This window comes from Kitasatospora sp. NPDC057595 (assembly GCF_042800875.1).
GTDB lineage: Bacteria > Actinomycetota > Actinomycetes > Streptomycetales > Streptomycetaceae > Kitasatospora.
On sequence record NZ_JBHVGL010000031.1, the window covers coordinates 1 to 14,828 of the forward strand.

General features: G+C 68.8%; 9 protein-coding genes. 3 read left to right on the forward strand and 6 right to left on the reverse strand.

Annotated elements, in window-relative coordinates; genetic code table 11:
* The first annotated feature begins 1,019 nt into the window (after positions 1–1,019).
* Positions 1,020–2,180, forward strand: coding sequence for a tyrosine-type recombinase/integrase (locus tag ACFU9E_RS32370; RefSeq protein WP_380679377.1), 1,161 nt, complete (start codon positions 1,020–1,022; stop codon positions 2,178–2,180).
* A gap of 159 nt (positions 2,181–2,339) precedes the next feature.
* On the opposite strand, the gene ACFU9E_RS32375 is transcribed toward ACFU9E_RS32370, so the two are convergent.
* The 6 genes from ACFU9E_RS32375 to ACFU9E_RS32400 all read right to left on the reverse strand — a co-directional run bounded on the left by ACFU9E_RS32375 (position 2,340) and on the right by ACFU9E_RS32400 (position 11,272).
* Positions 2,340–4,988 carry a S8 family peptidase gene (locus ACFU9E_RS32375; protein ID WP_380679374.1) on the reverse strand — a complete coding sequence of 883 codons (2,649 nt, stop codon included), beginning with the start codon at positions 4,986–4,988 and terminating at the stop codon, positions 2,340–2,342.
* Positions 4,981–5,958 (reverse strand): AAA family ATPase, encoded by a 978-nt coding sequence (locus ACFU9E_RS32380; RefSeq protein ID WP_380679371.1) that lies wholly within the window; start codon positions 5,956–5,958, stop codon positions 4,981–4,983. Before ACFU9E_RS32380 ends, ACFU9E_RS32375 begins: the two co-directional genes overlap by 8 nt.
* Positions 5,959–6,203: 245 nt before the next feature.
* The gene (locus ACFU9E_RS32385; protein ID WP_380679368.1) at positions 6,204–6,740 is read right to left on the reverse strand and encodes a hypothetical protein; all 537 of its coding nucleotides are present in this window, start codon (positions 6,738–6,740) and stop codon (positions 6,204–6,206) included.
* A gap of 628 nt (positions 6,741–7,368) precedes the next feature.
* Entirely contained in the window at positions 7,369–8,817 is a 1,449-nt protein-coding gene (locus ACFU9E_RS32390) for a hypothetical protein (RefSeq protein ID WP_380679365.1), read from the reverse strand.
* Between the two features lie 340 nt (positions 8,818–9,157).
* A complete protein-coding gene (locus ACFU9E_RS32395; protein ID WP_380679362.1) occupies positions 9,158–9,970 on the reverse strand; it encodes a restriction endonuclease in 813 nt (270 codons plus the stop codon).
* Positions 9,971–10,327: 357 nt separating this feature from the next.
* Positions 10,328–11,272 (reverse strand): hypothetical protein, encoded by a 945-nt coding sequence (locus tag ACFU9E_RS32400; protein ID WP_380679360.1) that lies wholly within the window; start codon positions 11,270–11,272, stop codon positions 10,328–10,330.
* Positions 11,273–11,384: 112 nt separating this feature from the next.
* Between ACFU9E_RS32400 and ACFU9E_RS32405 the strand changes: the two genes are divergently transcribed.
* Both ACFU9E_RS32405 and ACFU9E_RS32410 read left to right on the forward strand, forming a co-directional pair.
* Positions 11,385–12,611, forward strand: coding sequence for a hypothetical protein (locus ACFU9E_RS32405; protein ID WP_380679357.1), 1,227 nt, complete (start codon positions 11,385–11,387; stop codon positions 12,609–12,611).
* A gap of 892 nt (positions 12,612–13,503) precedes the next feature.
* A complete protein-coding gene (locus ACFU9E_RS32410) occupies positions 13,504–14,754 on the forward strand; it encodes an FAD-dependent monooxygenase (protein WP_380679354.1) in 1,251 nt (416 codons plus the stop codon).
* The last annotated feature ends 74 nt before the right edge of the window (positions 14,755–14,828 follow it).

The following is a 14,828-nucleotide window of genomic DNA, read 5'->3' on the forward strand; positions in this document are numbered from 1 at the left end:
CCGCAGCCGACCCGGCGCTCCTGGCCGCTCCGGCCACCAGGGCCGACAAGCAACCGGGATTCCCGGCTCATAGCTGACACCCGATAAACGTGCGGCCCGTCGGAGCAGATGACGCCGCAGGTTCTGTCGGCATGCCCATTTCCCGCGAATCCGGGCCCATTTCCGCGCCGAAGGGGCAACCAGTCCGCGATCGACGGCACGCGGATTCCCGGATGAATGAACAAATGCCCCGTCACGACCAGGTCGGAGGGGCCGGGCCTGCGGAAACGTGCTCAGCGAGGCGATGTGAACGGGCGTTCACGACCACATTGCGACCACCAAAGGAAAAGGCCGTTCCTATCATTTCGATAAGAACGGCCTCCGACCTGCAGAAATGCCGGTCGGGACGACAGGATTTGAACCTGCGACCCCTTGACCCCCAGCAGCTGAGACCTCAAGGCCTCGGCTTTCTCGGTGCTCAACTATCCTGAGGTGAAAGTGAGTTGGGACTTCTCGATGGAGATGACACGGCAAGCAGCCGACGGTTGCTCAGTGTTTACTTTGTGCACAAGTGTCCGTTTCGGATCATCAGCGTCCATGGGCGCTCATCAGGGGTGGTCCCAAAGTGGTCCCAAGGCCGACCACCCCACTGCTGTCACTGCCCGCGACCGGAATCTGTCGGCCATTCAGCAGGTGGCATCACGCGAGCTCGACGGCCGCCATTTCGGCGGCGCCGGCCAGCTCGCGGGGCCGGCTCCTGCGAGCGGATCACGGTCGCTTACCCGCTGGCTACGGATCGTGATCTTCCGGGCGGCGTGTCGTCTTGAGCGTGTCTTCGCCGTCTGGTTCTGAGTGCTTCGTGCACCGCCCCGCACGCTCTGCCGCCACACCCGACACGGCAGCCACTCTTGCCCCAGAGGCACCACCCAGTCCGAGAGAAGGGGAAGCTCATGGGACAGCGTGCGCAGCGGGGCAGGGTGTACCGGCGGTGTGGTTGTTCGGACGGGAACGGGAGGCAGTTGGGTCCGTGGTGTGTGCGGTTGCTGGAGGAGGCGGGTCACGGGTCGTGGACGTACTGCGTCGACCTGGCCCCCGAGGACGGGAAGCGAAAGACCCGCCGGCGCGGTGGGTTCGCCACCCGCGCCGAGGCGGCCCGCGAGATGAGGGCGGTGCTGGACGGTAAGCTGCGCGGGGTCTACGAGAACCGCCGCACCACCGTCGCGAGCTACCTGCGGGAGTGGCTGGCCACGAGGAAACCGCACCTCGCGCCGAACACGTACGCCGGCTACGCCGCGTGCGTCGAGCGGGATCTCATCCCCGCTTTCGGCCACCTCCGGCTCCTCGACCTGCGCCCGGAACACATCGACGTCTGGGTCGCCGCCCAGCTGGAGGCCAACCGCGGACGCGTCACCGTCTACCGGGCCATGTCCACCCTGCGCAACGCACTGAACGCCGCCGTGCGCTCCTGGCGCCTGCGCTACAACCCGGCCAAGCACTCCGTGCCGCCCAAGCCCCGCTCCGCCGAGCGCACCTGCTGGACCCCCGAGCAGGCCGCGACCTTCCTGCAGCACGGCGCCGAGCAGTACACGGACCAGCTCACCGATCTGTTCGAGGTCATGCTCGGCACCGGCATGCGCCGCGGCGAGGTCCTCGCCCTCCACTGGTCCGACGTCCACCTCATGGACCGCAAGCTCTACGTCCGCTGGACCCTCGCCGCCATCGACAACGGCAAGACCCACCTCCGCGAGCCCAAGACCGAGGCCAGCCGCGCCTGGATCAGCCTCTCCCCCAGAGTCATCGCAGCCCTCCACCGCCAGGCCGCGATCCAGATGGCCGCCCACCCCGACGCCCGGCTCGAGGGCCTGGTCTTCGCCCGCCCCGGCGGAACCCCGCTGCGGCCCCAGTGGGTCCTCGATCAGCTCCGCAGACGCACCGCCGAACTCGACCTCCCGAAGATCGGACTGCACGACCTGCGGCACACCGCCGCCAGCATCATGATCGCCGAGAACATCCCCCTCGCCGTCGTGTCCAAGACCCTGCGCCACGCCACCCTCGCGACCACGATCAACCTCTACGGCCACCTCTTCAAGGACTCCGCCGACCAGGCCGTCAACGCCCTCGCCCGGGCACTCGACCAGGCCCAGCCGGACCGGCTCCGAGCCGTCCCCCGTGGCGACGACGACTTGCCGCTGGCGGCGTAGCGGTAGCCACGACCTGAGACCTTCGCCGGTCCGGCGTAGCTGCGCCTGGCCGGGGTCTCCGGGAGGGCGGCCTTCAGGCCTCGTGGCTGGCTGCCCTCCCGGGCTTCGCAGAGCGCTGCGTGCCGCTCTGGAGGGCGGCCGCCGGGGCCGTGCCGAGGTCTACCAGTCCAGGGGCAGTTGCACGGGGATTCCGGAGGTTGTCTCTACTCGCGCGGCCAGGTCGGTCGGGATGGGTACGTCGAGCCGTACCGCGGTCGGCGTGTAGAGGTCGGTCTCGATCTCGGGTGTCGTGAGGGACACGAGCAGGGCGTAGGAGACCGGTCGGCCGACGCGGTCGGACCTGTTGTTGTACTTCCACCAGCCGCCGGCCGGGTAGACGGCCAGGGCTCCGCAGTCGGCGAGCTCGGCGGCGGTGCCGCTCCAGATGTCGGCATGCAGGGAGCCGCGGTTGCGATTGTCGGAGCCGACGAGCCAGGCCTTGTCGCCCTCGAACTTGCCGACCGTGGTCATGCCGTCGTTCGCCGCCTGCGCGTCCTTCGCGACGCGTCCTTCGAAGTCCGTCAGGTTCTCCAGGGACCCCTTGATCGCGAACCGCAGCTTGTGGGAGGCGTAGGTGTGCTGGCCCATGACACCGCGCCGGCCGGGGTTGGGTTCGACGAAGTAGGAGAGGGTGACGCGCAGCTCGACCGGGGTGGCGCCGAGGTCGAGGAGCTGCTCGCGGGGCCAGGGCAGCTGGTGGAGCTTGAGCTCCCCCAGCTGCACGCGGCCCTTGTCGCGGCGGAACGGGACGAGGGAGCCCTGGATCATCAGCGTGACGGCATTGGTCGCGCTGGACAGGACGCGTTCCTCGGTCGGCGCTCCCCAGCCGTAGCGGCGCAGCACGGTGCGGGCGAAGTCCTTGCTGCCATTGCCCTTGCCCGTGCGGCGGCGGCCGTTCGCCTTGAGGATGCCGTCGGTCATGGCGTTGGTCCAGCGTGCTTCGTGGACCAGGAGTGCCCGGATGGTCTCGGGCTTGAGAGCAGGGTAGGCGGCGTGGGCGATGGCGGCCAGGCGCGCGGCCTGGGCGGTGGCGGCGCTGGTGGCGTTGGCGGTGGTGAGCGGCCGGTCGAAGCCGTGGTGGGTGGTGGTGAGGCTGACGATGTCGTGTTCCTCGGTGAGGGTGGCGTCGGCGTCGACGAGGAGGTTGCCGCCTTCGAGGACGATGTCCGGCTTGATGGAGGTGTTCGGCGGCAGGGCGACGGAGGTGCGGCTGAAGGGTGAGAGTTCACCGGCTGCGGCCAGGGGCCGGTAGCCGTCGAACATGGCGTCCTGGGGTGGCTGGGCGAAGTCGGTGTAGGCGCCGACGGTCAGGACGTTCCAGGCCTGGGCTGGGTTCTCTATCGGGGAGGTATCGCAGAGCGTGAGGTGGTGCAGGGTTCCGTCGTCCTGGCGGAGATGGGTGATGGGGTGTTCGCGGACATTGCCGGCCGAGACGACGATGAGCCGGGAGGCTCTGGGGTCGGGGGCGCCGAGGAGTTCGATGCGGTCGTCGTGGACGGCGATGTCGGTGCCGGCAGCGAGGGCGTCGAGGGAGGAGGACCACAGGCTCGCCTGACCGTCGGTGCCGTTGTGTTCGGGGGTGGAGCGTTGGGTGACGGCCATCGAGAAGACCCGGGCGCGCGGCTGGTCGACGGTGCCGGTCTCGGCGTCGGAGATCGCGTTGACGGTGACTTCCGCATGGCTTCGCGGGGTGTCGTCGTGGCGGACCTGCCGAGGGAGGATTTTGACGGACTCCAGGCCGTGGGCGAGCGTGATGGTGCCAGTGGATTCGAGGGCCCCGGCAACGTCACCGAGGAGGGCGAGGCCGGCCATCTTCGTTCCGTGGCCGTTGTTGTCGTCAGGTCCTTCGTGGAGGAACACGCTCTGCGCGCGGCCGGCGAGGGCCTGCTTGAGGAGCGGGTGCTCCTGGTGGATGCCGGTGTCGAGGATGCACACGACGGGCGCGTCGGCGGCGGCGTGCTCCAGCCGGGTCGCGAGGTCGAGGGTGAGGTCGCGCTGGAGGGTGCGGGCGGTGGTATGGATCTGTTCGGCGAAGCTGGGCTGCCGCACTTCCGAGGGGCAGGCGTTGGTGGCCAGGAGCATCTTGAGCTGGGTGCCGATCGTGGCGACGTGGGCGACCCGGTAGTCGCCGATGGTGATCGAGCGGTCGGCGATCGGCCAGCCGTTGGCGGCGGCGATGCGCTGGAGGGCGGCGATCTGGTCGGTGTCGGTGATGCCCGGGTCGAACCACAGTTCCCACCAGCGGTGTTCGCTCATGTCCGGCAGTCGTGCGTCGTCCTGCCAGAGGTGGTCGAGCAGGGCGTGCTGGATGCGTTCGGCGTTGGCGACGGCGGCCTGCTGCTTCGGCTTGCCGCTCGGGGTGTCCTGGGTGAACTGGCCGATCTTCTCGGCGAACGCCTGGACCCGCCCGTCGGGGATCCAGATGACGGCTTCCTGCGGGCTGTTGTCGGTTGCCTCGTGAACGCTCATGAGCGTCAGCCCGGAGTTGGCGAGGCTGTCGACCTGGAGGTCGTAGGTGTCGGCGGCTTCCACCCGGATCGCGAAACCGCTCGCCCGTTCGGCCGCGTCCACGTCCCGGCGCTCGGCGGTGGAGGCCTTCCGGGCTTCTTCGAGGCCGTCGAGCAGGCGGTCCACATGGCCTTGCCGGTCAGCGGACCGGTCGGCGAACTGCCCGCCCCAGGTGGACCCGGAGGGTTTCGCGGTGAGTGTCTTCGGATCCCAAAGGACCAGCAGGTGCGGGGTGAACCGCGACGGGGCCGGGTCAGGCATGGCGCAGCGCGTGCCGCTCGTCCAGTCCTTCGGTCAAGAGGTGTTGGTCGACCACGTCGTTGCCTCCGAGAATGGCGCGTTTGGCCGCAGATTCGGCGGCCTTGACCAGCTCGGCGTGGCTGAGCTGGTCAACCTTGGTGATCAGGTCGGACCAAGGTACGCCGGTGGTGTCCATTCCGGCTAGGCGTCGTTGCAGAATCTCGATCGCCTGCTGTGGGGAGGGTGGTGCGTAGTGGACGACGAGGTCAAAGCGGCGGAACAGCGCGCGGTCGAGGAGGTGGCGGTGGTTGGTGGCGGCGACGACGAGGCTCTCGGTGGGGGCTTCGTCGAGGAAGAGGAGGAAGGAGTTGAGGATGCGGCGGGCTTCGCCGACGTCGTTGCTGGCGGTGCGTTCGGCGCCGAGGGCGTCGAACTCGTCGAACAGGTAGACCGCGCGGGTCTCGGCGGCGGCTTCGAAGACGGTGCGGAGCTTGGTGGCGGTCTCTCCCATGAAGCGGCTGATTAGTCCGTCGAGGCGGATGGTGAACAGGGGCAGGGAGAGTTCTTTGGCCAGTGCGGCGGCGGTCATGCTCTTGCCGGTGCCGGGTGGTCCTGACAGGAGGATGCGGTGGACGGGGGTGAAGCCGAAGCGTTCCAGGCGGGCGCGCTGGCGTTGCTCGTGGAGGACCTTGTCCAGGGGGGTGCGGACGTCGTCGGCGAGGGTCATGTCGTCGAGGCTGACGTCGGGGTACCCGGCGGTGAGGAGGCTGGCGAGTTCGCCCCTGGGCTGGACGACCGGTGTCGGGGCGAGCCTGGGGATCTTCTCGGCGCGGGCGGCGTCGATGATCTCCCGGAGTTCGACGGCGAGCTTGCCGTGGCCCTGGCGCGCCGACTTCGCAGCAACCTGGAGGGCGATGCTGTAGAAACGGTCCTCGTCGCCGGCGGCGTGGGCGTTGAGGAGCGCCTTGAGGTGGTCAGCTGTGGCAGCCACGCACCTCACACTCCTCTTCAGCAGACCGGCCCGCCACTCTAACGAGCGCCTCGGACAATCGATACCCGTGGCGCGCGCGGTCCAGCGCCCTGTTCATCGTACGGCGGCAGGTCGGGCCGCTGCCCAACGGGTTACCGGCACTCGGGCCCGCCGGGTGTTTCGGTGTGGCTAGGGTTCGTGCGACAGGGTCGGTCAGCCGACGGGCAAGGCCGGCGTGGGCGGGTCCTGGCGTGTTCTCCGCATGGTCACGCCGGGGTGGCACCGGGAAGCGCGAGGGGGTCGTGCATGCGCGTGGGCAGTTCGCTCCAGTCGTGGAGTGCGCTGTGGAGCAGGTTCTCGAACTGGGCTCTGCCCTCGTTGACGAGGAGGTCCTTCAGACAGGCGCAGTCCTGCATCGGGCCGCCTCCGGTGAAGCAGATGACGATGCCGGCCGCCTGGAGGCCGCGTGCCGCGACGGCGACCTCGTACCCGAACGGCAGTGGTACCCGGGTGGCCAGTTCCCGGGCGAAGACCTGCTCGATCCGGGGCCGGCCCAGGGCCGCCCACAGTCGGCCGATGACGGCGCCGACCATGCCGTGCAACGACTTCTTGCCGTCGAGCAGTGCCCGGGCGAGCTTGGCGAGGGCCTCGCAGCCCCTCCCCCGCTGCTGTTCGAGGAGGGCGTTCCAGGTGGACTCGCTCGTGTAGCGCAGTGCTTGGGAGGTGATCGCGTCGCTGCCGCCGTCGGAGACAAGCTGGACGCAGACTTGCGCCGCGCTGTCCGACTCCGCCCGGCTAACCACCCGCGGTGCGGGCCGCTCAGGCCGCTGCGGACGGCGTTGGACCGGGATCACAGGGGTTCTCGGCGCCAGCGTGGGAACAGGTCGCCCGCTACGGCAGGGGCGGTTCACCGTGGAGGCAGGGCGGCGGGTCCTCGTGTCGGTGGGGCGTGGCTGGGGGGAGTTCGCGGCTCGTCGCGGTGAAGGGCCGAGGGGGCGCCTGCCGCCCGGGAGGCCTTGGTGCTGGTGGCAGCGCAGGCCCTGTTGCCTCACCCGGTTCTTGCAGAGCTTTCCGTCCTTCTTCATGGCACGGCACCTGTTGACCATCCGCAGAGAGTGACTGGTCGGACACCTTCGGGCAAGCCGCCGGAGGTCTCACCGGGTCGATCGAGTCATCCCCGGGGACCCTGCGGCCATGGGGATCGGGACGTGGTCGCACGATGCCACAGATCACGGGCCTATGGATGCCGAGGAAGGCCGCCCTGAACTGTTCGGCCGTCCGTTCGCAAAGCACTGTTGTGCGGTAAGCCGACGAGGCGGGGTGCCGGGCCCAGGAGCTGTCTCGGGCGGTCGTTCTCCGACCGGGGAGCAGCGGTGGGGCCGGGGCGTTTCACACCCGGCCCCGCCGCTCTGCGCTCGGCACACTGATCGTTCAGCGGCGGAAGCCGCGGTGCGGGTCGCGGGTTTGCACGTCCCCGAACGGGTCGAACCAGGCCTCCGCTCGCAGGTCTCCCATGCCGATCTGCCGATTGGTCTCGCCGTCCGGGTCCTCGATACCGTCGAACCGGGCGTCGTAGAGCATCAGTACGTCGGTGTCCTGGAAGAACATGTCCGTGCAGGCGTCGAAGTCGTAGTCGTCACGGTGGACCGGCAGCGCTGCGTGGTCGGCGTCGTCCGTATCGCCGAGTTCCTCCCGCAGGTCGCGGGCGTCCTCGAGGGCGAAGTGGAGGGCGAGTTCTTCGGCGGTGCAGGTCGGCTGCGGCCACCGGCCGTGTTCGAGGTCGTCGGCGAGGTCGTCGGCGGCGCGGGCGAACCGGCGGCGCCACTGGAGGTCCGCGGCGAACGTCAGCTTCGGCATGCGTGCGAACACGCCCCAGTTGCCCTCATGGTCGTCTTGCACCAGGCGGTTGTCGCCGAGTTCCTCGGCGTCGTCGTATGCCTCATCGGCGAGGACCGTGAGCGCGGTGTGGAGCAGGTCCGCGGTGCGGGGGGTCAGCTGCCACAGGCAGCCCTCGTCTTCGCACTCCGGGTCTTCGCAGTGGAGCGGTTCCGCCGCGAACAGCGCGGCGAAGTCCACGCGTTCCTCGGGCCGGTGGCTGTCGCCGGACTGGACCTCGGCCCGGTGTAGCCAGCCCTTGCCGAAGTCCTCCACGATGGGCTCCGGGCTCCACTGGGCCACTTCGTGGCCCTCGGCCGACCGCAGCCGGTGCGCCTTGCCGAGGTCGAGGAGGCTGTCGGCGCCCTCGATCTCGGCTCCGGAGTCGGCGAGCCACATCACCGCGCCGACCACGTCGTGCGGGTCGTCCTCGTCGAGTTCCTCGGCTGGCAGCGGGCGCCAGCCCTGGTCGGTGGCGGCGTCCAGCAGGGCCGTCCGGTCGTGGACGTGGAATTCCCGAAGCACGGCGAGGCGGACGACCGGGCCTGCGAGGTCCCGCAGCCGGGCGTCGTGGGGCGTCCGATCGGCCCGACCGTCGGTCTCATCTCCCTCAGCGTCGTCCAGGCGCGTTTCCTGGTCGTCGGCGGGCCTCCTGCCGTCGAAGCCGTGCGGGTGTTCGGGCCAGTTGAACACTGATGCCGCAGCGGCTGGCCAGGTTCCGGCGCGCGTGTGGGCCACCGCGTGCCGGAAGGAGGCCGCCAGCGCGTCAGGGAGTCGTGCGCAGAGGTCCTCGACGCGTTCCTCCAGCGGGGTGCGGGAGCGCGAACGCAGAGCGCGGAGCAGTTCGGCCGCGCTCTGGGCGAGTTCGGGATCGCGGCAGGTGAGGACGGCCTGGAGCGAGTCCGGTCCGTCCTGGTGGCCGACGAGAGCCAGGACGCGGCTCTTGCTGGCTGTGTGCTCGCAGAAGAAGTCGCGGGGCACGGCGGTGGGATGGTGCTGGGGCATGCGGAGGACTCCGTGGGAAGGGGGTGGGCAAAGTGGTGCCGCACAGGTGTGGAGTTCCGCTGGTGGACGCGCTGCTGACGCGTCCCCGGACGGTGGTGGAGGTATCGACCGTGGCTGGTTCCGCCGATGCTGTCGGCGGCCCGGACCCGGCTCTGCCGATCACCGTACCCGACGGCCGCACTCGTGTCCGTTCAGCGAGTTCTCGTACACGAAGCCCCCTGTCGATGGCGGTCCCGGAAGCCTATGGCCCAGCACCGACAACATCGGCCGGTTCCAGCGATGAGGGCACGCGCCAGCACCGCTGCCGATAGTGGGCCACTTGGTGGGTGACAGCCGACGATCAGGTCCGCCGCCCCGTTCCGCGGTCGATCTCCAGGACGTCGTAGAGGTGCTGGCCCGCGCCCCAGCGCGCGAGGCGCTCGCGGTCGACCAGGTGAAGGCGCTGCTGGTTGGCGAAGGCGGCCGCAGGATCGGTGAAGCCGTTGAGGGCGACGACGACCGGGACGGCTGCTCCGTGCACCGGCCGGGCGGTGCCGTTGAACTTCTGCACGGCTTCCGACCCCACCGCGTTCGCGTACCGCTTGCACTGGAGGACCACACGCCGCCCCAGATGGTCTTTGGCGACGACGTCGGCACCGAGGTCCCCGGCCCCGCCGACCCGCTGCGCATTGCTGAATCCGTCGCGTTCCAGCAGCTCACGGCACATCTCCTCGAACCGGACCGGCGCGGCGGCCTGGAACGCCTCCAGCGTGTGGTCGAGGGAGCGCCGCACATACGACGCGGCAGGCTCGGCCGGCGCGGCCTGGTTCAACGGCCGGCGGGCCCACTGCTCGATGCGGTCGGTGACGGCTTCCGCGAGTAGGGTGCGGGCGCGGGTGAAGCGTGCGGAGAGCCCTGTGCGGACGAGCGCCCACAGCGACTGGAGGAACCTGCGCACCACCGGGCCGAGGCCGGTTCGCCGAAGTGCCCAACGCAGGCCGATGAGCATCACAGCAGTGCCTGCCAGGGCTGCCGCTGCCACCAGAGGGTGTCCCCACAACCAGGCCGCAGTCTGTATGGCGGTGCCGAGAACGATCAGCCCGCCGAGCAGTGCGGCTCCACTGCCTTCGTCGTCCGGGGTATCCGTCGTCGGACTTCCCTCGCCGCGCCCCATTCCCACCCTCTTCTGCGCTCTGGCTGTCTGACGAGAGGCTAGGTCTTGTGGTCGCTGCAGGACGGTGCTTCGGGGGAATCCGTTGGTGACCGGGCCGGTTGCCAGCCCTGCCTGCCGTTGGAAGGGAGGCTGGGTGGCGGCCGTGCTGGGGCTGGCGCCCCGGCTCGCGTACCCGCCGACGGGCGTCACCGCTTCTCGCCATGGCCGCAAACAGGATCCCTGCACTGCCCGGAAGGGCCTTCTTCCAGGTGGGGCGCCGTTCCTCTCCACAGCGGTCGGCGCAAACTTCCGTCCTCCTCTCGGCGGGCCTGCCCGATCTGGTGAGGCCAGAACCGCGTCCCTGCGGCACCGACCGCCCTACCAGTCGACCTGGCGCGAACGGGCTGCGTCCGCGATCAGCGGGCTCAGTTCCTCCATCGTGTCGGCCAGCATGATGAGCGCGTCGGCGGCGATGCGGTGTACCTCCTTCTCGCCGTTCGCCGCATCGTCGCTCGCCGGGGCAAGATCGACGGTCACGGTCGTGTTCTCCCGAGAAGCGATCCCGTGGCGGGGAGAGGCGTGGCTGAGCGACTGTGGGCGGTGCCGGTGGTAGTCCATGCCGCGTCGGCGGTCCAGGCTGATGAAGCGGTGGTCGCGCTGGAGCTCTATCAGGCGTGTGACGACGGCGGACATCCGTTGGGGAGGCCTGGCAGCCTTCGCGGCCGCATCCAGGGACGAGGACCAGAAGGTGGCGGCCGGAGAGAAGGTTGGCCATGCGCCCTTGCCGTCTGTCCCTGGCGGGAATCCCTTTCCGTCCTTACCGAACTTCGAAGAATTGACCACGGCTGCTGCCGCCGGGTCGAGGAGAACCGTTCTGAGCACCGCGTTGGCCAGGCTGTGTGTGGCGGCCAGGGAGAAGTGCGTGCTCATCTCGCACAGGCCGCGGGCAGCCATTCGATGGCGCTCCCGCCCGATCCGAACCTGCCGGAGGTCGCTCGGGTCTCCCACGATCGGGCGGGCCAGCCACCGCTGCGCGTCCTGCTCCGCAGCGTAGGCAAGGGACAACTGTTCCCCGATACTGCCCATGAGGCCGTGCAGTTCGACAACACGGTTCACGCTCTCAACGGCGTCCGCGGACCCCGCCGCGTGCAGCCTGTCAAAGGACCGGAACCCAGCCATGCCGCCCCGGGCACTGTGCCCTTGCCAGGCCATGGCGACCTCAACGATGTGCTCGCGGCGATCAGCGACTTCCGGAAACGACCCGTCAGGGTTGTGAGGGGAGAAGCTCGGAAACGACATCGCCGAAGTCCACTGCTCAGTCATGCCCGGCACCGTACCGCCGCCCCACCGATACCTCCACCTCCGGCCAACCCCTCCCTGGTGAGCCGCAGTTCCCTGCACCAGACCTGTCGGCACCTCTGGCTAGCATTCCGACATGGACTACCGATCGGCCAGGGACCTGCCGTCCGTCATGGAGGCAGCTCAACAGCTTGAGGCATTTCGTCTGCTCCGCTACGCCATACCTGCGGCCCGGCGTCCCGACGTCGCGAAGATGCGCCGCGACCTCCATCACATCGCGGACACCGTCGACGGCTTCTACGAGTTACTCGGCCCACGCAACTGGATCTACCACGACACCATCTCCGTAACGTTCGCTTCCGAGCTGGTGGCAACCGCGACGAGTCCCGAAGAGGCCGAGTCCGCACTGATCGCCCACTACAACGATCCGGACCGTCTGTTCCACCTGACGATCGGACTGAACCGCCTGCCTGCCATGCGCAAGCGGCTGGAGCTCGTGGAGAAGGCCAAGGCGGACTACTTCGCCGGCCGCTACTACTCCACCGTCCACGTCCTTCTGAGCGTCATGGACGGCTTCGTCAATGAGTTCGAGACCGTCCGCAAGGGGCTGCACGCACGGCAGGCGGAGGAGCTGAAGGCATGGGACAGCGTCGTCGGCCACCACATGGGCCTCGCCAGGGCGCACCGGACCTTCACCAGGGGCAGGAGCGCGACCACTGAGGAGCCGGTGTACGAGCTCTACCGCAACGGGATCGTGCACGGCAGCATCCTGAACTACGACAACATCGTCGTCGCCACCAAGGCATGGAACCGCCTCATGGCCGTCGCCGACTGGGCCCGGGCACGGGAGAAGGAGCAGCAACCCGCTCCGACGAAACCGACCTGGCGGGAGCTCTTCGCCCGCATCGCCGAACAGGGACGGACAAACAGAGCCGTCACCGCATTCGAGCCGTTCCAACTCAGCCCCCGAGACGACGGGTTCGCGACCCACCCCGTCCACACCGCCACTTCGGGCTTCCTCACTGCGTGGACCGCACGCAACTTCGGCGCCATGGCGGCCCTGGTCACGGCCGATGTGCATACGAAGTACGGCAACGCCGCACCCCGTCAGGTACGGCTCGCCTTCGCTGACCACGGGCTGAGCGCGTTCACGATCCGGGGCCTGGACTTCCGGGCAGCCGCGGCATGCACGGTCGCGGTGGACCTGACGGCCCCGGATGGTGCCGCACGCTCCATCAGCCTTCGGTGGATCCGGGAGGACGAGACCGGTCAACCGGTGCCCGTCCCGCTGGACGGCGGCACCTGGCGCCTCTACACCTGGGACCCGGCAGCCTTCCCGCCCGGGAAGGAATCACCCGCGTAGCATCAGGCCCGGAAGGTATCTCGGCGGTGCAGGTCGGCCTCGACCTGCGCGCGAACACGACCTCGCCATCGCCTCCAAGAGCCTGCGCCGCTCCACCCGCGCCATCACCATCAGCCGCTACGGGCACCTTCCCCGAGGACTTGGCCGACGAGGCTGTGACGGCACTCTCCACCGCGGTCGACCGTGCCGGCCCCACCACGAGAAACGCGCGACCGCCGCTCATCGGGCCACACACTTGGCCACAGGGGCCCGTACGAAACCTCTACGGCCACCTCTTCAAGGACTCCGCCGACCAGGCCGTCAACGCCCTCGCCCGAGCCCTCGACCAAGCCCAGACGGACCGGCTCCGAGCCGTCACGCCCGCTATCGCATCTACGTGCTGCGCGAGTTGATACCCGTCTTCGGCAAGCTGCGCCTGGAGGAGCTCGCCCACGACCACATCGCCGCCTACGCCCACGAGCAGCTCGACGCCGGCCGCGGACGCCTGGCCGGATGTGATCTAACGGACCCGCCCGCGCGTTCGCCTCGCGGGGCCGCGGGGCGTCTACCTCGCAGACTGCCAAGCTCAGCGAAGTCCCTTGCCGGAAAGGGCGCTTCGCACTTGAACCAACTGGCTGCCCATGCCTATGCTACGAACTCGACGGCGCACTGGCGATCAACTTCCTTACAACGCAAGGCAGAAGCACCTGGTCGCCTAAGCCAGCACCGCCGGGGTGTTTTGCTGACACTCCACACGCCGTCGCCCTTCTGTCCGCATTCGGCCTGATTCGCTCGCCAGACCAGTACACCTTTCCTGGACCAGTCAATGGGGATGGCCAGGGATCACAGCACTCGTCTCAAACCCTGGCAAAACAGAACAGCCATCAGTCAGTTGCAATCGGGGGAGCACTGAATGAGCAAGGCCAGACTACGCATTGCCGTCATCGGAGCGGGGATCGGGGGCATCACCGCTGCGATAGCACTCTCACGGGCGGGTTGCGATGTGACCGTCTTCGAGCAGGCAGACGAGTTACAGGAGGTCGGAGCCGGGCTCCATCTCGGGTCTAACGGTGCCAGAATTCTGCATCGCTGGGGCCTGGGCAGTCAGCTGGACTCCGTCGGCGTACGTGCTGCAGCACTAGAAGTCAGGCATTGGCAGAATGGTCGCATCCTGACCCAGCAGACAATGGGTACGACCTGGGAGAAACGATTCGGCTCGCCCTACTACACGATCCACCGAGCAGATCTGCACAGGATCCTCGCCGAACAACTCGGCGATGCACGGCTGCACCTGGGCAGTCGCCTCACCGGGCTGAACGAGGAAGATGACAGCGTTCGACTCCACTTCGCAGACGGCGATTCGGCACAGGCTGATGCGGTGGTCGGTGCAGACGGTGTCAATTCGGTGGTGCGCAGGGCTGTAGCCCAATCGGATGCGAAGGCCTTCTCCGGGAACAGTGCTTTCCGTGGCCTAGTACCCGCCGATTCGGTACCGGACCTTCCCGCCAAGACTTTGCTGATCTGGCCGGGCCCCGAGGCGAAACTCCTTCTTTGTCCCGTCAGTGGTGGAAGCGCCTGGGCCTTCGTAGCCGTGGTTCCCGATTCGGGACGGCAACCGGAATCCTGGAGCGCTGCCGGGAGCGCGGAGGAAGTGGCGACTGCCCTCGCAGGCTGGAATGCCGATGTGGACAGCGTTCTCGACGCGATCACCGAGGTCGGCCGTTGGCCCCTGTTCGACCGCGAGCCGCTGTCATGCTGGTCAAACGGCCGGGTCACCTTGCTCGGCGACGCCGCTCACCCCATGCTCCCCCATCACGGCCAAGGCGCCGGCCAAGCGATCGAGGATGCTGTCGCCCTGGCGTACTGCCTCACCCGGCCGGAGCGCCCGCGGCAGCGGGACCTGCCCACTGGCGGCTCCCCCTTGGTCGATGGGCTGCTCCGGTACGAGGCGCTGCGCCGCCCGCACACCGCCCGCGTGCAACTCGGCTCACGGGGCGGCGGCACGCTGCGGCTGTCCGCGGCGTCGCCGCCCAACAGTGTGGCAGGACCGGGACAGGCCCCCCTTGGTCAGATGGTCGAGGACGTTTCCTGGATTCAGGCCTACGACGTGGAAGAGGCGCTGGGAAAGCTCATTGACGCCGATGGTCCGGCGTCTGGCTACTGAAGGCCATCACCATCGTCCAACAAAATGGCGCCGCCGAATATGTCGTTTCCACCGCCGGTGGCGGCCGGGAATTC

What these genes read in the sequence shown, in the direction of transcription:
- ACFU9E_RS32375 (WP_380679374.1), bottom strand. Translation starts at nt 4,988, where the DNA reads ATGCCTGACCCGGCCCCGTCGCGGTTCACCCCGCACCTGCTGGTCCTT.
- ACFU9E_RS32390 (WP_380679365.1), bottom strand. Translation starts at nt 8,817, where the DNA reads ATGCCCCAGCACCATCCCACCGCCGTGCCCCGCGACTTCTTCTGCGAG.
- ACFU9E_RS32395 (WP_380679362.1), bottom strand. Translation starts at nt 9,970, where the DNA reads ATGGGGCGCGGCGAGGGAAGTCCGACGACGGATACCCCGGACGACGAA.
- ACFU9E_RS32400 (WP_380679360.1), bottom strand. Translation starts at nt 11,272, where the DNA reads ATGACTGAGCAGTGGACTTCGGCGATGTCGTTTCCGAGCTTCTCCCCT.
- ACFU9E_RS32405 (WP_380679357.1), top strand. Translation starts at nt 11,385, where the DNA reads ATGGACTACCGATCGGCCAGGGACCTGCCGTCCGTCATGGAGGCAGCT.
- ACFU9E_RS32410 (WP_380679354.1), top strand. Translation starts at nt 13,504, where the DNA reads ATGAGCAAGGCCAGACTACGCATTGCCGTCATCGGAGCGGGGATCGGG.